We start from the raw sequence: 18,272 nt of genomic DNA on the forward strand, positions 1-18,272 counted from the left end.
GCTAACTAATATCTCGTAACAAGTTCTTACAGTCAACCCGTAACTGCCCAGTGGGGCTTTTTGGGTTGCAGGGACGCCCGAAAGGGTTTTTTGAGAGGGCGTAGAGGCGATGAACGGCTGTTCGCGTCCGCTTTTAGCGGGGAAAGTTCATTATTTCAAAAAATAATTGCTACCGTTCGTCGGTAAAAAGCCCAAAAATCCCGCGCATCTACGCAGCACCATTCAAAAAAATGGCGCGGCACCCGATAGGAGGGTCCTGATGAATCACCGTCTGCAGCAAATGGATGGCGATCTGCCTTGTGTAGGGATATGGCATCAAAGTAGTGGCATCGGTCTTTTTGTGGCGGTTTATTGGCGTCATTGCGTTGTCGTTGCTGTTTAAAAAATAAACGATTGAGCCGATAGTCTGGTTGACCACAACGGGCCAGCACGCCCGTTCCAGAGCCATTCTGTCGGTGCGCAATGCGTACCTTGCGAGCTACTCCATGATCGACCTTGCCACCTGGAATCTTTCCGTCCCTGTCGGAAGTCCCGCGACCATCATCGAAACCCCCAAGTTGGTTAAGGGTTATCGGGATGGCTATTTTCAATCCGGGGATACGCTGTTTTTCTGGGCACCGGTGACCGGTTCCACCACAGAGAACGCCAAGTACCCGCGCTCCGAATTACGCGAGACGACGTCCGATGGCAGGGTCTTCAACTGGGCCTACTCAAGCGCTGACAATTTTCTGCGCGCGACGCTGGAGGTCGATCAAGTGCCTTCCACGGGCAAAATCGTGATCGGTCAGATTCACTGCTACCAGAGCACCGAACCGCTGCTGAAGGTGGAGTATCAGTACAAGGAGAAGCTGCAGACCGGCAATATCGTCGCCAAGTTTCGTCGTACGCCGGACTCGGAAATCGAGGTCATCAACATCGCCCAGGGTGTGCCGCTCAATAAGCAGTTCAACTACACCATCAACCTGTCGCCGTCTGGCGATCTGACGGTGAATGCGTTCGACGCAGTCTGGTACGCCAAGCTGGATTCAGCCTGGGCCAGCAAACTGTTCTATTTCAAGGCAGGGGTCTACACCCAGGACAATACCGGTTACACCACTGAAGGCGGTTCGGCCACTTTCTACAAGCTGGCCATTGCCCACGAGAAAAAGAATTGATCGTTACGGTCTGGAAGATTCAGACCGCTGGAAATATCAGACTGAAGCAGATTCTGCCGGCGGCGGGTTGAGCCACTTCGGCCCGCCCGCCATGCAGGTGCATGATTGCTGTAACAATGGCCAGCCCCAGGCCGTTGGAGTCCGAGCGCTCATGGCGCGAGGCGTCACCCCGATAGAAGCGGTCGAACAGTCGCGCGAGCGTGGCTTGTGGTAATACCGGGCCCTGATTTTCTACCTCGATTCGCCACTGACGATCAACTGCCGCAACACGAATCAGGATTTCGCTGTTTTCATTCGCATAGCGAATTGCGTTGGCGACCAGATTGCTCAGTGCACGGCGCAGCAGGATCGGGTCGGCCAGCAACGTGCCTTGTCCGCTATGGCTCAGCCGCAGATTACGCTCTTCAGCCAGCCCTTCGAAATAACCTGCCACGCGTTGCAATTCATCGTGCAGGTCCAGCGGCTGGCGTTCCAGCGCGGCCTGGGCTTCGTCCGCTCGAGCCAGAAACAGGATGCTTTCCACCAGCCTTGAGATACGTTCCAGCTCTTCCAGATTGGAAGCCAGCAGGACCTGATATTCGTCGGCGCTACGGTTCTGGCGCAAGGCAACCTGGCAGTGGCCCATCAGCGAACCGACCGGCGTACGAATCTCGTGGGCCAGATCGGCGGAGAACTGCATCAGGCGTCGATAGCCGTCGTCCAGACGGTCAAGCATGGCATTGAAGGCATCGCTCAATTGTTGCAGCTCGACAGGCGTGTCGTGGCTGTCGAGCCGTTTGTGCAGGCTGGCCGGGGTTATTGCGGCAGCGTGGGCGGCCATTCTGCGCAGTGGGCGCAAGCCGCGTCGCAGCAATACGTAACCCAGCACGGCGGTAATCAGGAACGCCAGTGCAACGGCGATATAAATGCTCTGCCGGAAGCTGGCGAGCATGGCCATCTCCTTGACCATCAGGTGCGCGGCCTGCAAGCGCACTGCAACGCCATTGGACATCACCTGTACTGCCGCCGCACGCAACGGCACGCCTTGCAGGCTCAGGCCACTGCGCAGGTCATCGACCCGTAAAGGCTGATCCTGCGCCACGGTCGGTAGCTCTGGCAGTGGCGCGCGTTGCGGGTTGACCGATATCACCGGTGGCTTGCCAGGTTCGCCGATGATGAAAATATCTTCCTCGCTGTCGAGCATGTTCTCGAACAGTTGCGGGCTGCCTTTGAGGTTGTCCATCGTCAGGTCATAGCGCAACAGCTTGCGGAAATGATCGAGCCGCGCCAGTACCGCGTGGTCGCTGCGTTGCATGACAGTTTCTTCTATGGACTGGTACAGATAAAGCCCCGCGCCGCTGACCGTAAGCATCGCCACCAGCGCGAAGGCGAGGGTAGAACGCAGGGTCAGGGAAGGCTGGCGTCGCATGGCCGCACCTCGCACACATAACCGATACCGCGCACGGTGTGGATGAGCTTGACCGGGTAGGGCAGGTCGACCTTGCTGCGCAGGCGCTTGATGGCGACGTCCACAACATTGGTGTCACTGTCGAAATTCATGTCCCAGACTTCCGAGGCAATCTGTGCCCGTGACAGCACGTCGCCTTCGCGGCGCAATAACAGGTGTAGCAGGGCAAACTCCTTGTTGGTCAGCACGATGACCTGCTGCTGACGCGTCACGCGGCGGCGCAGCAGGTCCAGTTCAAGGTCGGCCAGATGAAAATGGTCTGCCTCGCGCACCACGCCCCGGCGCAGGATGGTGCGGATGCGCAGCAGCAGTTCAGTGAAGGAAAACGGTTTGACCAGATAATCGTCAGCGCCGAGCTCCAGCCCGCGAATCCGGTCCTGCAACTGGTCGCGAGCGGTCAGGAATAGCACCGGCACGTCCTGCCGGGCGCGCAGCACTTCGATGATCTGCCAGCCATCGATGCCTGGCAGCATCACATCCAGCACGATCAGGTCGTAGCGGTTTTCCAGTGCCAGGTGCAGGCCGTCGGCACCGTGCTGGGTCCAGTCGACCTTGTAGCCGGATTCACCCAGGCCCTTCTTCAGGTATTCACCGGTTTTGGTGTCGTCTTCAATCAGCAGGATATGCATCGTTTTGTCCGCTACGCTTTTGCAGGCACCCACGTGCGCCGATGCCAAAGTCTAACCAGTTGCCGACAAGGTGTCCGGCGAATGACAAAAATGTCATTGCCCGGTCATTCTGCGGTGCCGGTAGCGGTGCAAGGATGGGTTCCAGATATCAACTGCCAAGGAAGTACCGATGAAGACTGCACTCTCTACTACGTTCGGCCTGCTGTTGCTCAGCGCTGCTGTCATGACTCAGGCTGCTGACATGAAAGTGGTCAAACCCATGCGCGGGACCGTCGACAGCGTAAGCGCCGACACCCTCGATTTCACCACCCGCTCGGGTCAGCACGAAAGTATCAAGCTGACTGACAAGACCGGTATTCGTCTTGTGTCCGAAGCTGACTTCAAGCAAATCAAAGGCGACAGTTTTGTAGGTTCGGCTGCCATCCCGCAGGCGGACGGCACACTGAAAGCGCTGGAAGTGACCGTTTTTGAAGCCAGCCTCAAAGGCAGCGGCGAAGGTCACTACGGCTGGGAAAACGCTGATGGCAGTACCGGCACCATGACCAATGGCACCGTTGGCACGTTGGCTGGCACCGATGGCCGCACGCTGACCGTCAAATACGAGGGTGGCGAGAAGAAGCTGGTGGTGCCGCAGGATGTGCCTATCGCCTACGTCGAGCCAGGCAAGGTTGATCAGTTGACCAAGGGCGCCAAGGTCGTGGTGTTCCCGGCTGACGACGGCAAGTCGGCACGTGGTGTCGCAGTCGGCAAGGACGGTTTTACCCCGCCGATGTAATCGCAGCCGAGGCTGTCAGTGGCAGGCTGCTGCTGACATCCTCGGTTACACCTGATCTAGAGGGATCTGCGCATGAAAACCCGCCCTATCCACCCGTGGCCGGTGCGCCTGACGCATTGGGTCAATGCCTTGGGCATGGTCTGCATGTTCATGAGCGGTTGGGCTATTTATAACGCGTCGCCACTGATGCCATTCACCTTTCCCAAATTCCTGACACTCGGCGGCTGGCTGGGCGGCTCCATTGCCTGGCACTTCGCGGTCATGTGGCTGTTGGTGATCAACGGCCTGCTGTATGTGCTGTATGGCGTATTCAGCCGCCACTTCAAACGCGATCTGCTGCCAGTTCGCCCGTCCGAAGTGAAGCGTGACATGAGTGATGCGCTGCACTTTCGGCTGGCCCACGTCAAAGGCCGTTACAACGCGGTACAACGGTTGATGTACTGGCTGGTGTTGGTCATGGGCGTGCTGGTGGTGGTGTCCGGGCTGGCTATCTGGAAACCGGTGCAGTTTCAGGGCCTGGTTGCCCTGCTGGGCGGGTTCGATTTTGCCCGCTGGGTGCATTTTGGCGCGATGACGGCCATTGGCGCGTTTGTTGTTGTTCATCTGGTGCTGGTCGTGCTGGTGCCCAGTACCTTGTTACCCATGATTACCGGCGGCCGCCAGCCGAACGAAGACGGAACTGCGCAACCATGAACGAACCTCGTAAACGCATCACCCAGCGCATTCGTCTGGAGCCTGCGCAGCAGAGCCAGCTGGTCGATATCCAGCGCCGCTCGTTTCTACGCGCCGGGCTGACAGTGGGGGCGATGTCGATGCTCACCGGCTGCAACCTGCAGGATGGCGATCAGGTCGACAAAGTGCTGTGGGCCATGTCGCGCTGGAATGACCGGGTTCAGGCCTGGCTGTTCAACGGCCAGAAACTGGCCCCGACCTACAGCAAGGCGCAGCTGACCAACCCGTTCCCGTTCAATGCGTTCTACCCCGAATACAACGTGCCGGAGGTGGAGCTTTCCGACTATCGGCTGGCGGTGTCCGGGCTGGTGCGTGACAAGCAGCCGTGGACGCTGGATGCACTGCGCAAATTGCCGCAACGCACCGACATCACGCGGTTGATCTGCATTGAGGGTTGGAGTGCGATAGGACAATGGGGCGGTGTGCCGCTGAAGACTTTTCTGGAGTACATCGGTGCCGATACCACGGCACGTTTCGTCGGCTTCAAGTGCGCCGATCGCTATTATTCAAGCCTGGATATGCCTACTGCGCTGCATCCGCAGACATTGCTGGCGCTGGACTTCGGTGAAGTCGCCCTGCCACCGGATTACGGTTACCCGCTGCGGGTGCGAGTGCCGACCAAGTTGGGCTTCAAGAACCCCAAGCACATCGTCGAGATCTTCGTCAGCAACGAAAATCCTGGCGGGTACTGGGAGGATCAGGGCTACAACTGGTTCAGCGGGATCTAGGAGCGGACGCAGAGCGTCCAGAAGGGCATTCGACGCAGAGCGTCGCACGATGGCGGTAGTTAGATTATCGTTCCTCACGCTCCAGCGTGGGAATGCCGTTCGTGACGCTCTGCGTCACATGGCGGTTTTTTCTTTGTCAGGTGGATTGAGGTTCGGCTCAGGTCACCTTTTCGCCCCTCGGCGGGTTACTTTGATGGGGCCAAAGTAACCAACCCCCCTCGCTCCTGTTTCCGGCCCGACTTCGTCGGGTTCCTTCGTCCTGGCGCTGATCCGGGGCTAGCCTGGCGTCCTGCCAGGCTAGCCCCGGATCAGCGCCAGGACTCAGCCGTCACTAACGTCGCACTCTGCGTCGTCAGTGCCATCGTGGTTGAAAAGCATTTCGGTGGTAGTTAATGCGATTTTGACTATCGTTCATGCATAGGAATTTCAAAATGCCTATGCATGAACCTGACGCTGTGAAGGAGGCGTCATGCCTTCATAGCGATGCGTAGGAAGACGCTGATGCGTTACTTATGCAGTGAAAATCCCTATCAATCCGAATTTGTGCAGGTTATTTTACCGCTGAGCCTAGGTGCGGACGCACCTTCCCCCTGTCAGGGCTTCACGTACCTAATCTGCGCGATTGCCTGAGCGTTGAGGACCAGTCCCTGCACCGTCAGCCCGCTGATTGCCGCCGTGTAGACCATCCGCGCGCCACACAGCACGCAGCGGAACGGATCGACGTTTAGAAAGGCTTTGGCCATCTGCACAAAATACAGCTTCGGTGTCGGTCCTGGCGTCGCCATCTTCAATGCTTCATAGACCTTCGGCAGGTATTTCCCACACACCCGATTGGCCAGAAAACCAAAATACCGGATCATCCGGAAATGCTTTTCCGGGATGTGCTGCACCACCCGGCGCAGCATGTCGGCCTGGCTCAGCGTTTCCTGCTGATAGGTCTGCGTGCGGTGATCCAGGTAGGTAAAGCTCAACGTGGCCCCGCAGGTGTAATGCGCCAGACGACTGCCCGAGATCGGCGGTTTTTTCAGGTAGCGGCCCAGGTAATTGACGGTCTTTCGGCCGTTTTCCGTCTTCTTCGACAAGTGGATGTGCCAGTGCTGGCCACCAGCGGTCAGTATCAAACGGCGCCAGTCGCTTTCACAGTGGATGTGGGCCAGCTGCGGCGGCATCGTCAGTTGCGAAAGCGGCTGTCCCAGCAGGTAATCGCGCACCAGCCACATCCAGCGCCGCCGCAGGGCCTCTTTGTGGAACGACAGATTTTTCCAGACGCCCTGCTCATCCAGGCCGCCCGCGGTCACCGACAGGTGGACGTGGGGATGCCAGTTGAGCCGCCGGCCATAGGTGTGCAGCGCACCGAAAATCCCGACGCGCAAACCGCGCCGCTTGGCGGTGTAGATCAGGTTATCGGCCGCCAGACGAAACAGCGCATCGAGCAGCCAGCGGTTGTAGAAGAACAGGGACCACAGCGTGTCGGGCAGCGTGAACACCAGATGCTGCCAGGGGCAGTCGGGCAGACGGTTGTTTTGCACGGCGATCCACTGGTCGGTGGCCTTTTTGCCGCAGGAAGGACAGGCCCGGCAATGGCAGGTGTTGCACAGGTATTTGACGTGCGGGCAATGCTCATTGGCACAGGTGTAGTGTTTGACGCCCAGTATCGAGGTGCCGCAGGCGAGCATTTTGCTGATCGACTCCACTTCGATTTGGCGCAGACCGCCGGCTTCCAGCAAATCTGCCCAGCAGCCGTTGGCCGTGAAGAGGTTTTTGAGCGGTCGAGGTTTGTAAGCAGGCGGTGCAGAGGCCACGTCAGCAGGGCGGCTCCTCATCGTGGTGAATGACGGCGGTGATGGCGAATCCGCCTGGCCCTTCTCTCATCTAAACGCTTACGCAAGAAGCGTCGGGAAACCTGTCGTTCAGATACGTTGTCTGGCAGCAACTACAAAGATCGACATCACCGAAAGGATCGATATCGAAGGAAAAGTCGGTATCGGGCACGAAGGTAGTATGCCCGGCGCGTTGGAGACGGGTCTGCTTTGCCTTGGCTTTTGCCCGGCTCGCCCGTTTACGTTTTTTGGTCTCTGACGCCATGTGTAAGCCTGTGCTGAGGAGGGATCGACTCGATTTCGGCTATGATAACCGATTTCAAAATCCCACAATTTGCAGCCGCAGGCTGCCCAGTTCCTCACGCTCCGCGTGGGAATGCCGTTCGTGACGCTCTGCGTCACACATCGGTTCTGTGGTTTCAGGTGGATTGAAGGTCGACTCAGGTCACCTTTTCGCCCCTCGGCGGAGGCCAAAGTAACCAAAGCCTTTCGCTCCTGTTTCCGGCCCGACTTCGTCGGGTTCCTTCGCCCTGACACTGATCCGGGGGGCGCCGCAACGGGCCATCCATGGCCCGGTGCGGCTAGCCTGGCGTCCTGCCAGGCTACCCCCGGATCAGCACCAGAACTCAGCCGTCACTAACGTCGCACTCTGCGTCGTCAGTGTCATCGAGTTAAAAAGCGCTTTCAGGCGCGGCGTTTCAGGTCAGTTCAGGCCCAGTTTGCCGCGCAGGGTCGAGAGGTCTTCAGCCAGGGTGTTGACCGGGCCGACCAGGGCTTTGCGGTCGTTCTCTTTCACCTTGTCGTAGGTTTCAAAGCCAACGTCCTTGGTCTTGTACTTGGCCAGAATCTTGTCCACGGTGGCAAAGTTCTTGTCGACTTTGCTGGAGAAGGCTTTGTCCTGCTGCTCGATCTGCGGGCGGAACAGGTCGACGATTTTCTTCGCGCCGTCGATGTTGCCCTGGAAGTCGTACAGGTCGGTGTGGCTGTAACGGTCTTCTTCGCCGGAGATCTTGGTCGCCGCCACTTCTTCCAGCAAGGCGGCTGCGCCACCGACGACTTTTTCAGGCGGGAAGGTCAGGTCGGCTACACGCTTTTCCAGGTCCTTGACGTCGCTCATCAGCTTGTCGGCGATAGGGCCCTGGTCCTTGGTGGTGTTCTGAGAGAACAGCGCGTACTCCAGACGATGGAAACCGGTGAAGTCTTCTGCCGTGACGCCTTGTTCGTGGTCGTCGACGCGTGAGTCGATGGACGCGTCCAGGTCACTGAACAGTTCGGCAATCGGCTCTACCGACTCGTAGTACACGCGGGTAGGGGCATACAGCTTTTTGGCTGTCGCGATGTCGCCCTTCTTCACGGCATCGGTGAACTTCTGGGTATGGCTGACCAGTTCTTCGATGTTTTCGGTTACGTAAATCTTGTAGTCCGAAACCGGACCTACCAGGTCCAGCGGCGCGGTGGCGGCAAAGGCAGCCAGTGGCGTCTGGAGCAGGCCAAGGGTCAAGAGCAAAGCCAGGGGCGTCTTTTTCATGGGTGTCTTCCGGGTCTGGAGTGGGTAGGTCATGCGGTTTTAGTGGGCGAAGCAGCTGCCAGCAGCGAGCGGCCGATGAAATCCTGGTCACCGGTTACCCCCGGCAGGGTGAAGAAATAACCCCCACCGACCGGCTTGAGGTATTCCTCCAGCGGCTCGCCGTTGAGGCGGCTCTGAACGGTGATGAAGCCTTTTTCCAGGTCAGCCTGATAGCAGATGAACAGCAGGCCCATGTCCAGCTGACCGTTCTTGTTCACCCCGTTGGAGTAATTGAACGGACGGCGCAGGATCAGGTTGCGCTGGCTTTCGGCGGTACGCGGGTTGGCCAGGCGGATGTGCGAATCCAGTCGGGTTTTCTTGCCTTCCGGGTCTGCCGCGTAGTTGGGTACGTCGGTCTCGACCTTGCCGTCCATAGGTGCACCGGTGCTTTTGCTGCGGCCGAAAATCGATTCCTGCTCCTGCAATGGCGTGCGGTCCCAGCGTTCCACGAAGTTACGGATGATCCGCACGGCCTGATAGCTACCGTTGGCGGCCCACGCTGGCTCGTCGCTACCCGGCTGCACCCAGACCAGCTCGTTCATGGTCTTCTGGTTGTTGGAATCCGGGTTTGCCGAGCCATCCCGGAAACCGAGGAAATTGCGCGCGCTTTCCGGCGGCTGGCCAGGCTTCTTCGGTGCCTGGGGCGGCACGGTGCCTTCCTGCTTCCAGCGCACCAGCAGCAGGTCAGGCAGGTTCTTGACGATGTCGCGCAGGGCGTGAATGTTGCTGTCGGCGGTGTTGGCGCAGAACTGGATGCTCAGGTCGCCATGGCAACTGGCCGGATCCAGCGCGTCGTTGGGGAAGCCGGTCATGCGGATCAGGCGTTTGGGTTTGACCGGGGTCAGGCCAAAGCGCTCATCGAACAGCGATTCGCCTACCGACACGGTAATGGTCAGGTTGTCCGGGGTGACCACCGGGCCAAGAATGCCGGAATCAGGCGGTGGCAGTTTCGGATCAATCTCCGGCACCGGGCCGCCGGTCATCAGGAACGCGATGCGCTCATTGAGCGTGCGGAACAGGCGCTCGAGATCTTCGCGGTCGGCAGCCAGCACGTCGAACGCGACCAGCATGCCTGCGGCCGGACGCGGGTTGACGATGCCGGTCTGATGCAGGCCATGAAAGTCGTTGTGGTCCTGGGTCTTTTCACTGTTCGGTGCTTCGGTGACTTGCGCCGGCGTTGCGGCCAGTACGTTGCCGCTCAGGCTGCTGCCAGCCAGCGCGGCACCGGCAGCACCGAGACCCATCAGGACACGGCGACGCTGTATTGAAGCGGGGGCGTTAGTGGCTTCTGGACTGTTGTCTGGGTTTTTCATCGTAGTGTGCTGTGCTCCAGTGAATCAGAGGCCAGAAAGGCCAAGTGCCGCGTCGATGCCGTTGAGTGCGTCAGCCAGCGCGCCGGCCTTGGCGGCGATTTGCCGACGCTGCGTCTCGTCCACCTGGTCATAGGGGCGCATGCCTCCCTCAGCGGTGCTCAACGCATCAAGTGTGGTGTCCAGATCAGCCATGGCCGCATCGATCTTCTGCAGCAGATCGGCAGCACTGCGGGTCAACAACGGACGCAGCAGATCGACGATTTTGCGGGTTCCGTCCAAGTTGGCGGCAAAGCCGTTGAGGTCGCTGTGGCTGTAGCGTTCCTCTTCGCCGTTACTGCGTACGTCAGCCAGGCTGCGCATCGTGCGGGTGGCGATGGCGGCCAGTTGTTCGGGGGCCAGCGATTGCGCCATCAACTGCTGTTTGAGCTGAGTGACATCGGTTTGCAGGCGCTGCGCGACGGGCGACAGGCCCTCGACGCTGTGCTGATCGAACAATGCGTATTCAATGCGATGGAAGCCGGTAAAGCCCGGATCCTGTTCACGCTTCTCGTAGTAATCGGCGCGGGCGTTGATGGCGTTGTCCAGTTCCGAGAGGCGCTGAGCAGCCGGAGCAATACGCTGATACGCGGTGCGGGCGGGCAGGTAGGCCGCCTGAGCGGCGCTCAGGTCGCCAGCGTCAATGGCTTGTTGCAGAGCCGTCACGGCCTTGATCAGCGCCGAACCTTGCAGGCTCAGGTACACCCGGTATTCGGAAAGAGGGCCGATGAAGGCGGTCATCGACGGGCGCGCCTTGGCTTTTGCATCGGACTCGGCGGTCGGGGTGACGTGCAAGGTGCCACGCGGGTTGCTGAGCAGGCCGCAGGTGATCGCGTAATCGCCGGGAGCCAGATTGGCATTGATCACCTGGCTCAACCCCGGCGCAATGTTTTCCCGCTCTTCAACCACCAGCACGCCATCGAGAATTTCCCATTCGACGGCGCGTTCCGAGCGGTTGACGATGCGGAAGGCATTCTTGCCCGCCGCCACTGTCAGCACATTCGGCTCACAGTTGCGGGCGTGAATATTGACCACGGTTTCAGTGCCGGCATTGGCTGCACGCTTTTTTGCCGCGACCTGCGAGGCGTAATAGAACAGCCCGCCAGCGGCAATCATCAGGATCACCGAACCGGCGACAGCCAATTGCAGGACACGGGGCGGCCGGGCGTTCTCGGAAGGCCCTGGGGTACGGATAGACATGGGTGCCCTTATTCGTTCGTCACAGAAGATGTTTTCGGCTGTAGGGTCTTGCCGGACGCCGGGGTGTGCGGCATGAAGAACAGCAGCAGCGCCCCGATCAGGTAAATCAGGTAGACGCTCAAGGTGCTGACGGTCGGAGCGTCCTGGTAACCGAACATGCCGGCCAGTACCGAGCCGGCAGGCCCATCCATCGGCAACAGTGCGCTGATGTCGAAGACCACTTCCTGCAGATGATTCCAGATCCCGGCTTCATGCAAAGCCTGAACGGAGTTGGCCAGAATGCCCGCAGCCACCACCAGAATGAACAGCCCGGTCCAACGGAAAAACAGGCCCAGGTTCAGGCGCATGCTGCCGCTGTAAATGGCTACGCCGAAGCCCACGGCCAGCAACAGGCCGAGCAGGGCACCCAGCGGTGCGCCCGAGCCTTCGCTCTGCTGGAACACGGCGAGCAGAAAGAATACGGTCTCCAGCCCTTCGCGGGCCACGGCGAAAAACACCATGGCGATCAGCGCGTAGGTCTGGTTTTTCGAGCCGGTGAGGGCAGCGTCCAGAGACTCATGCAACGCGTGCTTGATCGAGCGGGCAACCTTGTGCATCCAGAACACCATCGAGCTTAAAATGCCCACGGCGATCAGGCCGACAATGCCTTCGAACAACTCCTGTTGCTTCTGCGGGAATTCGGCGCTCATCAACTCAAGCCCGCCACCGACGAACAGCGACAGCGCGGCAGCGAGGAACACGCCGATCCACACCGCAGGCATCCACTCGCCGCGGCCGGTCTGCTTCAGGTAACTGGCGATAATGCCAACAATCAGCGCGGCTTCGATGCCTTCGCGCAGCATGATCAAAAACGGAACGAGCATATCTCACCGGGTCAAAACTGTAGGGTGAACGTGCTTCAGCGAGCTATAAGCCGGAAACACTGCGTAACATAATGATACTCATTCTTGACTGCGGGTAGTTGTTTTTTATCGGGATTGCGTTTTTGAAAAGTCGTTCAGGTCAGGTTCAGCTAATCGATCACGGTTTTCTGAACGTTCCGCGGTCTTCGGAAATCAGCGATCATTTTCAACACCCCTGTAAACTGTGGTTGCCCGTCTGACCGCCTTATTCCGGAAATCATCATGTCATCAGAATCAGACAGCGCTGACCGCAGGCATGCTGAGGCGGTCGCTGCGCTCAGGTCCATAGACCCGCAATGGCAGTCGCTGATTGACCAGGTCGGCCCCTGTCTGCACCCGGTCAGTGCAGCGCAGGACCCGTTTCAGGCGCTGGTCAAGGCCGTCGCCTACCAGCAATTGCATGCCAGGGCAGGCGATGCGATGGTCATGAGGTTGCGTGCGCTTTTTGTGGATGACAGCTTCCCGGGGGCGCAGGCACTGGTCGAGCTGGATGATCAGGCACTGCGCTCCTGTGGGTTCTCGGCGTCCAAATGCCGGGCGATCAAGGCGATTGCCGCTGCGCGAGTGGACGGTCTGGTGCCTGAGGTCAGTGCGGCACTGGCCATGGGCAACGAAGCACTGGTCGAACGCCTGATCCAACTGCCGGGCGTGGGGCGCTGGACCGTGGAGATGATGCTCATTTACGGGCTCGGTCAGCTGGATGTGATGCCCGCCAGCGACTTCGGCGTGTGCGAAGGCTACCGGCGACTGTATGCTCTGGAACTCAAACCGTCGCACCGGCAAATGGCACGGCTTGCCGAGCGCTTCGCGCCTTACCGAACCATTGCCGCCTGGTATTTGTGGCGAGTACCGGCCAACTTCAGCGACATCGATTTATCTCGAATTTGAGAGCAAGACTCGGAGTGCCTGTGTGTTGCGACAGGGATAGGCTCATCGAAACCCAAGACAGGCCATCACCATGGAAAACATGAAAGGCACGTTGAAAACGCGCGCGCCACGAACCGAAGAGGACCCGCGCTGGGAGGTCCTGCTCAATCGTCGTTCAGGTGCGGGCGCTGACTTCGTCTACGGTGTGCTGACAACCGGTATCTACTGCAAACCCGGCAGCCCGAGCAAACTTCCAAGGCCGGAAAACCTCGTGTTCTTTTCTTCGGCGAGCGAGGCTGAAGCTGCCGGGTTTCGCCTGTCGCGGCGCAGTGGCAGTGATCAGCAAAGCGTGGACCTCAAGCATGCTTCGGCCGTTTCCGAAGCCTGCAGGCTGATAGACGCCTGCGACTCGATGCCCAATCTCGCTGCGCTTGCGGAAAAGGTCGGGATGAGCAGTTTTCATTTTCATCGCACTTTCAAGAAACTCACCGGGTTGACGCCCAAAGCCTACAGCGTCGCGTCCTTGCGCTCGCGAGTGAAAGTCCAGCTTTCCCACGATGTGACCATCACCAGTGCGCTGTATGAAGCAGGTTTCAACTCCAACAGCCGATTCTATGAGGCTTCGCAAAAAATGCTGGGCATGAAACCTTCTGAGTACCGGGCAGGCGGGGCCAATGTCGACATCAGGTTTGCACTGGGTGAAAGCTCGCTGGGTTCGATTCTGGTGGCCAGAAGCCCCAAGGGTATCTGCGCCATTTCACTCGGAGACGACCCCAATGTGCTGGTCGAAAAGTTTCAGGACCAGTACCCCAATGCCAACCTGATCGGCGGGGATGAAGAGTTTGAACGACTTGTCGCCAGGGTCGTGGGCTTTGCCGAGTCGCCTGCGACCGGCCTCGCGCTGCCGCTTGATATCCGCGGCACGGTTTTTCAGGAGCGGGTATGGCAGGCGCTCAGGGATATACCTGCCGGATCGACCGCAACCTACACCGATATCGCCACGCGTATCGGTATGCCCAGCGCAGTTCGCGCAGTGGCGAATGCGTGCGGTGCCAACACGCTGGCAGTTGCCATTCCCTGTCATCGGGTCGTGCGCAGCGACGGGTCGTTATCCGGTTATCGCTGGGGTGTCGAGCGCAAGCGCAAGCTGCTTGAAATCGAAGCTGCCGGGGGAGCAGGGCTTTTTTCAGGGCTTTGAACAGCAGCCTGACTCGCCGAGAATCCGGTAGGCCAGCCTTACCCGTTCTTCATTCGGATAGTTCTTGTTGGCCAGAATCACGATGCCGAGCTGTTTTTCCGGTATGAACGCGACATAGCCACCGAAACCGTTGGTTGATCCGGTCTTGTTGACCCAGACCGCAGATTGCGCTGCCTGCGGCGGCTCGATCACTTCGGTTTTGAGCGTGTTCAGCATGGCACTGGCGTTGCCTTCAAGCAGATGCGCCAAGCCAACCGGCATCGGATACTGCTCCCAGATCAGGTCCTGAGTCATGCCGCCGACTTTGAAATAGCTGATCCGTGTGTCACTGAGAGCGCGTTGCAGCGGCGCGTCGTACTGACCAGGCCCAAGGTTTGCCTCGACAAAACGGATCATGTCCCGCGCACTCGATTTCACGCCGTAGGCTTCACTCGCCAGAGGACCTGGGTTAACCCTGACCGGTTCGTCGAGTTTGTTGTAGCCCTGCGCATAAAGCTTCTGCTTTTCGTCGGGCACGTTCACGTAGGTGTTGCTCAGGTTCAGCGCCGGAAACAGGCGCTGCTGGAGGGCTTTTTCATACGGCAGCTTCATGCTGCGCGCCGCAACCAGGCCGAGCAGGCCCACACTGGGGTTGGCATAAGTGCGGTGGGTGCCGTGCAGGTAGTCGGGCTGCCAGGCCTTGAAATAGTCCATCAATTGGCGAGTGTTCCGCACCTTGTCGGGCACTTGAAGGGGGAAGCCGCCTGCTGTGTGGGTGCCGAGGTGAAAGACCGGTATTTTGCCCAGGCGTGTGTCATTCAATTGCGGCAGGTAGGTGTCGATGCTGTCGGTCAGCGACAACTGCCCATTGGCCTGCGCCCAGGTGGCCAGTGTGGCAGTGAAGGTTTTGATGATCGAGCCCAGTTCGAACAACGTATCGCTGGACACCGGCTGGCCGGTTGTTTTTGAGGCGACGCCGTAGTTATAGAACTGTTGTGTACCGTTGCGGGTGATGGCGATGGACATGCCTGCAATGTTGTTTTCCTGCATCACCTGCTGCGCCGCTTGCTGCACAACGGCATCAAGGTCAGGTGCCGGGTCTTGAGCGCAGGCAAGGGAAGCGTTCAGCACAAGCGCCGCGCATAACAGTGTCTTATTCCTTGGCATCACATGATTCCTTGTTGTTTTGGGTCGCCGCCGATCATCGAAGAACGCTGTTTTGAAGCCTTGCTGCGGTGGTCGGTGGCGGCGGGTTTGCGTAATATGCCTCCTTTTTTGCGCTTCCTCCACGGGGCGCGGTTCAGGTAACCCATGAAATCAATCCGTATACGCGCCGAAGTCCTGGCCGGGCTCACGACATCCTTTGCCTTGGTGCCCGAGTGCATTGCCTTTGCACTAGTGGCCCATCTCAACCCGCTGATGGGGCTCTACGGCGCGTTCATCATTTGTACGCTGACGGCCCTGTTCGGCGGGCGTCCGGGCATGGTTTCCGGCGCGGCCGGTTCGATGGCGGTGGTGATCGTCGCGCTGGTGGTGCAGCACGGCGTGCAATATTTGCTGGCGACCGTATTGCTGGGCGGTTTGATCATGATCCTGTTCGGGCTGCTGCGGCTCGGCAAACTGGTGCGGCTGGTGCCTTATCCGGTGATGTTGGGCTTCGTCAACGGCCTGGCGATTGTCATCGCGATGGCGCAATTGGAGCACTTCAAGGTGGGTGAGTCATGGCTCAGCGGTACGCCGCTGTACGTGATGCTCGGTCTGGTGGCGTTGACCATGGCGATTGTCTATCTGTTGCCGCGCCTGACCCGTGTTGCACCGCCTGCGCTGGTGGCGATCCTGAGCGTCGGGCTGGCGGTTTATTTGCTCGGCCTGCCGACCCGCACCCTGGGCGACATGGCGCACATTGCCGGTGGCCTGCCGGTATTCGCCATGCCGGACATTTCGTGGAACCTGGACACCCTGCGCATCATCGCCCCATACGCCATCCTGATGGCGCTGGTCGGCCTGCTGGAAACCCTGCTGACCCTGAACCTGACCGACGAGATCACCGAAACCCGTGGCTATCCGGATCGTGAGTGCGTAGCGCTGGGCGCTGCCAACGTGGTCTCCGGTGCCTTCGGCGGCATGGGCGGTTGCGCGATGATCGGCCAGACGGTGATCAACCTCAGTTCCGGCGGCCGCGGTCGTGTGTCGGGCGTGGTGGCGGGTTTGATGATCCTGATGTTCGTGCTGTTTCTGTCGCCGCTGATCGAGCGCATTCCATTGGCGGCGCTGGTCGGGGTGATGTTTGTGGTTGCCCAGCAGACTTTCGCCTGGGCATCGTTGCGTGTGCTGCGCAAGGTGCCGGTCAATGACGTACTGGCGATCATTGCCGTGACCGTGGTCACGGTGCTCACCGATCTGGCCACTGCGGTGCTGTTCGGCATCATCATCGCGGCGATCAACTTTGCCTGGCAGCAGGCCCGCGAGCTGTATGCAGACAGCCATGTAGAGGCCGATGGCAGCAAGGTCTACCACCTGCACGGCACGCTGTTCTTCGCCTCGACCACGCCGTTTCTCGACCAGTTCAACCCGGCCGAGGACCCTGCACAGGTGACACTGGACTGTCGCCACCTGAGTTTCGTCGATTACTCGGCCATTGCTGCGCTCAAGACCTTGCGCGAGCGCTATGTCAAAGCGGGCAAGCATTTGCGAGTGGTGCATCTGTCCGAGCGCTGCAAGCGGCTGCTCAAGCGCGCCGGCGTGCAGCACGCATGAGCCGCGTTTCAGGCTGGATGTCTTTTCTCTGATACCTAAGGTGTGTGCCTGATGGATGCTGTCTCCCCGCTGCAAGCCTACGAACGTGCCGTCCAGCGTGGTTTTCAGCCTGATCAGGCGCAGTTGCAGGCTGCCCGACAGTTGCAGGCGTGCTATGAGGCCCTGGCCGATGCGCGGGGTCGGGCACAGGGCGTCTATTTGTGGGGGCCGGTCGGGCGCGGCAAGACCTGGTTGATGGACCGCTTTTTCGAAAGCCTGAGCGTGCCGGCCCGGCGTCAGCATTTTCATCACTTCATGCGCTGGGTGCACAAGCGCATGTTCGAGCTGATGGGCACGCCTCAGCCGCTGACCGTGGTCGCCAAAGAGCTGGCGCGGGAAGTGCGGGTGATGTGTTTCGATGAGTTGTTCGTGACTGACATCGGCGACGCAGTGATTCTCGGTGGGCTGCTGCAAGTTATGTTCGAAGAGGGCGTAGTGCTGGTCTGTACGTCCAATCAGCCACCGGAAAAGTTGTACAGCCACGGCCATAATCGTGAGCGCTTCCTGCCAGCGGTCGCCGCGATCCTGAAATACATGAATGTGGTGGCGGTCGACGGCGGCGAGGATCATCGCCTGCACCCCGGACAGTTGCACCAGCGTTACTGGGTTGCACAGGCCGGTCAGCCAAGTTCATTGAAGGGGATATTCGAAGCGCTGAGCGCTGGCCAGCCGGTTCACGACTCGCAGGTCATGCTCGGTTATCGCAGCATCAATGTGGTTCAGCATTCCGATACGGCAGTGTGGTGCCGCTATCGTGACCTGTGTGAACAACCGCTGGCTGCGATGGATTTTATCGCGTTGTGTGATCGTTTCTCGGTGATTCTGCTCAGCGAAGTGCCGCCCCTCAGCGCCGCCCAGCGCGAGGCGAAGATTGCCCGTGGCACCGAGGATGGCGTGGAGCAGGTGACGGCAGGCGACCGCGAGCTGCCGCAGTTATCGCCCAACGACGACGGCGTGCGACGTTTCATTGCGCTGGTGGACGAATGTTACGACCGGCGCATTCCGCTGTATGTAGAAGCGCCTGTGCCGATGGACGAACTGTACACCCAGGGTTATCTGTCGTTTGCCTTTCGGCGCACCCTGAGTCGGCTTCAGGAAATGCAACTGGAGCGTTTCACCGAGACCTGAG

Annotated in this window: 18 protein-coding genes; 8 read left to right on the top strand and 10 right to left on the bottom strand. The window is 59.4% G+C overall.

What is annotated here, in order from left to right:
* Positions 1–208: 208 nt before the first annotated feature.
* Positions 209–448: a hypothetical protein gene (locus AC4ANK_RS12390; RefSeq protein WP_031597599.1), complete on the bottom strand. Its 240-nt coding sequence runs from the start codon at positions 446–448 to the stop codon at positions 209–211.
* 37 nt (positions 449–485) lie between these two features.
* On the opposite strand from AC4ANK_RS12390, the gene AC4ANK_RS12395 reads away from it, so the two are divergent.
* Positions 486–1,154, top strand: a complete 669-nt coding sequence (locus tag AC4ANK_RS12395) for a polysaccharide lyase family 7 protein (RefSeq protein ID WP_002554193.1) — start codon at positions 486–488, stop codon at positions 1,152–1,154.
* A 19-nt stretch (positions 1,155–1,173) separates the two neighbouring features.
* On the opposite strand, the gene AC4ANK_RS12400 is transcribed toward AC4ANK_RS12395, so the two are convergent.
* Both AC4ANK_RS12400 and AC4ANK_RS12405 read right to left on the bottom strand, forming a co-directional pair.
* Positions 1,174–2,562: a heavy metal sensor histidine kinase gene (locus tag AC4ANK_RS12400; protein ID WP_031597597.1), complete on the bottom strand. Its 1,389-nt coding sequence runs from the start codon at positions 2,560–2,562 to the stop codon at positions 1,174–1,176.
* A complete protein-coding gene (locus AC4ANK_RS12405) occupies positions 2,541–3,230 on the bottom strand; it encodes a heavy metal response regulator transcription factor (protein WP_002554192.1) in 690 nt (229 codons plus the stop codon). The genes AC4ANK_RS12400 and AC4ANK_RS12405 overlap by 22 nt, the downstream gene beginning before the upstream one ends.
* A 169-nt stretch (positions 3,231–3,399) precedes the next feature.
* Between AC4ANK_RS12405 and AC4ANK_RS12410 the strand changes: the two genes are divergently transcribed.
* From AC4ANK_RS12410 to AC4ANK_RS12420, 3 genes are all read left to right on the top strand, one after another.
* Positions 3,400–4,005, top strand: coding sequence for a hypothetical protein (locus AC4ANK_RS12410; protein ID WP_002554191.1), 606 nt, complete (start codon positions 3,400–3,402; stop codon positions 4,003–4,005).
* Positions 4,006–4,077: 72 nt separating this feature from the next.
* On the top strand, positions 4,078–4,698 hold the full coding sequence (locus tag AC4ANK_RS12415) for a cytochrome b/b6 domain-containing protein (RefSeq protein ID WP_002554190.1): 621 nt from the start codon (positions 4,078–4,080) through the stop codon (positions 4,696–4,698).
* The gene (locus tag AC4ANK_RS12420; protein ID WP_002554189.1) at positions 4,695–5,465 is read left to right on the top strand and encodes a molybdopterin-dependent oxidoreductase; all 771 of its coding nucleotides are present in this window, start codon (positions 4,695–4,697) and stop codon (positions 5,463–5,465) included. The genes AC4ANK_RS12415 and AC4ANK_RS12420 overlap by 4 nt, the downstream gene beginning before the upstream one ends.
* 593 nt (positions 5,466–6,058) lie before the next feature.
* Here AC4ANK_RS12420 and AC4ANK_RS12425 read toward each other — a convergent pair.
* The 5 genes from AC4ANK_RS12425 to efeU form a co-directional block, all read right to left on the bottom strand.
* Positions 6,059–7,288 (bottom strand): IS91 family transposase, encoded by a 1,230-nt coding sequence (locus AC4ANK_RS12425; protein ID WP_460382836.1) that lies wholly within the window; start codon positions 7,286–7,288, stop codon positions 6,059–6,061.
* 700 nt (positions 7,289–7,988) lie between these two features.
* On the bottom strand, positions 7,989–8,813 hold the full coding sequence (gene efeO / locus AC4ANK_RS12430) for an iron uptake system protein EfeO (RefSeq protein ID WP_002554188.1): 825 nt from the start codon (positions 8,811–8,813) through the stop codon (positions 7,989–7,991).
* A gap of 29 nt (positions 8,814–8,842) precedes the next feature.
* On the bottom strand, positions 8,843–10,165 hold the full coding sequence (gene efeB / locus AC4ANK_RS12435) for an iron uptake transporter deferrochelatase/peroxidase subunit (protein WP_002554187.1): 1,323 nt from the start codon (positions 10,163–10,165) through the stop codon (positions 8,843–8,845).
* A 24-nt stretch (positions 10,166–10,189) separates the two neighbouring features.
* On the bottom strand, positions 10,190–11,401 hold the full coding sequence (gene efeO / locus AC4ANK_RS12440) for an iron uptake system protein EfeO (RefSeq protein WP_002554186.1): 1,212 nt from the start codon (positions 11,399–11,401) through the stop codon (positions 10,190–10,192).
* Positions 11,402–11,409: 8 nt separating this feature from the next.
* The gene (gene efeU / locus AC4ANK_RS12445) at positions 11,410–12,264 is read right to left on the bottom strand and encodes an iron uptake transporter permease EfeU (RefSeq protein WP_002554185.1); all 855 of its coding nucleotides are present in this window, start codon (positions 12,262–12,264) and stop codon (positions 11,410–11,412) included.
* A gap of 261 nt (positions 12,265–12,525) precedes the next feature.
* On the opposite strand from efeU, the gene AC4ANK_RS12450 reads away from it, so the two are divergent.
* Positions 12,526–13,191: a DNA-3-methyladenine glycosylase family protein gene (locus AC4ANK_RS12450; protein ID WP_002554183.1), complete on the top strand. Its 666-nt coding sequence runs from the start codon at positions 12,526–12,528 to the stop codon at positions 13,189–13,191.
* A 70-nt stretch (positions 13,192–13,261) separates the two neighbouring features.
* A complete protein-coding gene (gene ada, locus AC4ANK_RS12455; RefSeq protein WP_460382839.1) occupies positions 13,262–14,368 on the top strand; it encodes a bifunctional DNA-binding transcriptional regulator/O6-methylguanine-DNA methyltransferase Ada in 1,107 nt (368 codons plus the stop codon).
* On the opposite strand, the gene ampC is transcribed toward ada, so the two are convergent.
* Entirely contained in the window at positions 14,357–15,514 is a 1,158-nt protein-coding gene (gene ampC / locus AC4ANK_RS12460; protein WP_031595856.1) for a class C beta-lactamase, read from the bottom strand. The genes ada and ampC overlap by 12 nt on opposite strands.
* The gene (locus AC4ANK_RS12465; RefSeq protein ID WP_005744526.1) at positions 15,514–15,660 is read right to left on the bottom strand and encodes a hypothetical protein; all 147 of its coding nucleotides are present in this window, start codon (positions 15,658–15,660) and stop codon (positions 15,514–15,516) included. Before AC4ANK_RS12465 ends, ampC begins: the two co-directional genes overlap by 1 nt.
* On the opposite strand from AC4ANK_RS12465, the gene AC4ANK_RS12470 reads away from it, so the two are divergent.
* Together AC4ANK_RS12470 and zapE are read left to right on the top strand one after the other, a co-directional pair.
* Positions 15,659–17,104: a SulP family inorganic anion transporter gene (locus tag AC4ANK_RS12470; RefSeq protein ID WP_031595854.1), complete on the top strand. Its 1,446-nt coding sequence runs from the start codon at positions 15,659–15,661 to the stop codon at positions 17,102–17,104. The two genes, AC4ANK_RS12465 and AC4ANK_RS12470, sit on opposite strands and share 2 nt — an antisense overlap.
* Positions 17,105–17,155: 51 nt before the next feature.
* The gene (zapE, locus tag AC4ANK_RS12475; RefSeq protein WP_031595853.1) at positions 17,156–18,271 is read left to right on the top strand and encodes a cell division protein ZapE; all 1,116 of its coding nucleotides are present in this window, start codon (positions 17,156–17,158) and stop codon (positions 18,269–18,271) included.
* The last annotated feature ends 1 nt before the right edge of the window (position 18,272 follow it).

This window comes from Pseudomonas sp. Pmew2 (assembly GCF_058129885.1).

Coding starts and splice junctions, on each gene's coding strand:
- efeB (WP_002554187.1), bottom strand. CDS start 10,165: ATGAAAAACCCAGACAACAGTCCAGAAGCCACTAACGCCCCCGCTTCA.
- AC4ANK_RS12425 (WP_460382836.1), bottom strand. CDS start 7,288: ATGAGGAGCCGCCCTGCTGACGTGGCCTCTGCACCGCCTGCTTACAAA.
- AC4ANK_RS12465 (WP_005744526.1), bottom strand. CDS start 15,660: ATGGGTTACCTGAACCGCGCCCCGTGGAGGAAGCGCAAAAAAGGAGGC.
- AC4ANK_RS12415 (WP_002554190.1), top strand. CDS start 4,078: ATGAAAACCCGCCCTATCCACCCGTGGCCGGTGCGCCTGACGCATTGG.
- ada (WP_460382839.1), top strand. CDS start 13,262: ATGGAAAACATGAAAGGCACGTTGAAAACGCGCGCGCCACGAACCGAA.
- AC4ANK_RS12400 (WP_031597597.1), bottom strand. CDS start 2,562: ATGCGACGCCAGCCTTCCCTGACCCTGCGTTCTACCCTCGCCTTCGCG.
- zapE (WP_031595853.1), top strand. CDS start 17,156: ATGGATGCTGTCTCCCCGCTGCAAGCCTACGAACGTGCCGTCCAGCGT.
- efeU (WP_002554185.1), bottom strand. CDS start 12,264: ATGCTCGTTCCGTTTTTGATCATGCTGCGCGAAGGCATCGAAGCCGCG.
- AC4ANK_RS12470 (WP_031595854.1), top strand. CDS start 15,659: ATGAAATCAATCCGTATACGCGCCGAAGTCCTGGCCGGGCTCACGACA.
- AC4ANK_RS12405 (WP_002554192.1), bottom strand. CDS start 3,230: ATGCATATCCTGCTGATTGAAGACGACACCAAAACCGGTGAATACCTG.
- efeO (WP_002554186.1), bottom strand. CDS start 11,401: ATGTCTATCCGTACCCCAGGGCCTTCCGAGAACGCCCGGCCGCCCCGT.
- AC4ANK_RS12395 (WP_002554193.1), top strand. CDS start 486: ATGATCGACCTTGCCACCTGGAATCTTTCCGTCCCTGTCGGAAGTCCC.
- AC4ANK_RS12390 (WP_031597599.1), bottom strand. CDS start 448: ATGGCTCTGGAACGGGCGTGCTGGCCCGTTGTGGTCAACCAGACTATC.
- AC4ANK_RS12410 (WP_002554191.1), top strand. CDS start 3,400: ATGAAGACTGCACTCTCTACTACGTTCGGCCTGCTGTTGCTCAGCGCT.
- efeO (WP_002554188.1), bottom strand. CDS start 8,813: ATGAAAAAGACGCCCCTGGCTTTGCTCTTGACCCTTGGCCTGCTCCAG.
- ampC (WP_031595856.1), bottom strand. CDS start 15,514: ATGCCAAGGAATAAGACACTGTTATGCGCGGCGCTTGTGCTGAACGCT.
- AC4ANK_RS12450 (WP_002554183.1), top strand. CDS start 12,526: ATGTCATCAGAATCAGACAGCGCTGACCGCAGGCATGCTGAGGCGGTC.
- AC4ANK_RS12420 (WP_002554189.1), top strand. CDS start 4,695: ATGAACGAACCTCGTAAACGCATCACCCAGCGCATTCGTCTGGAGCCT.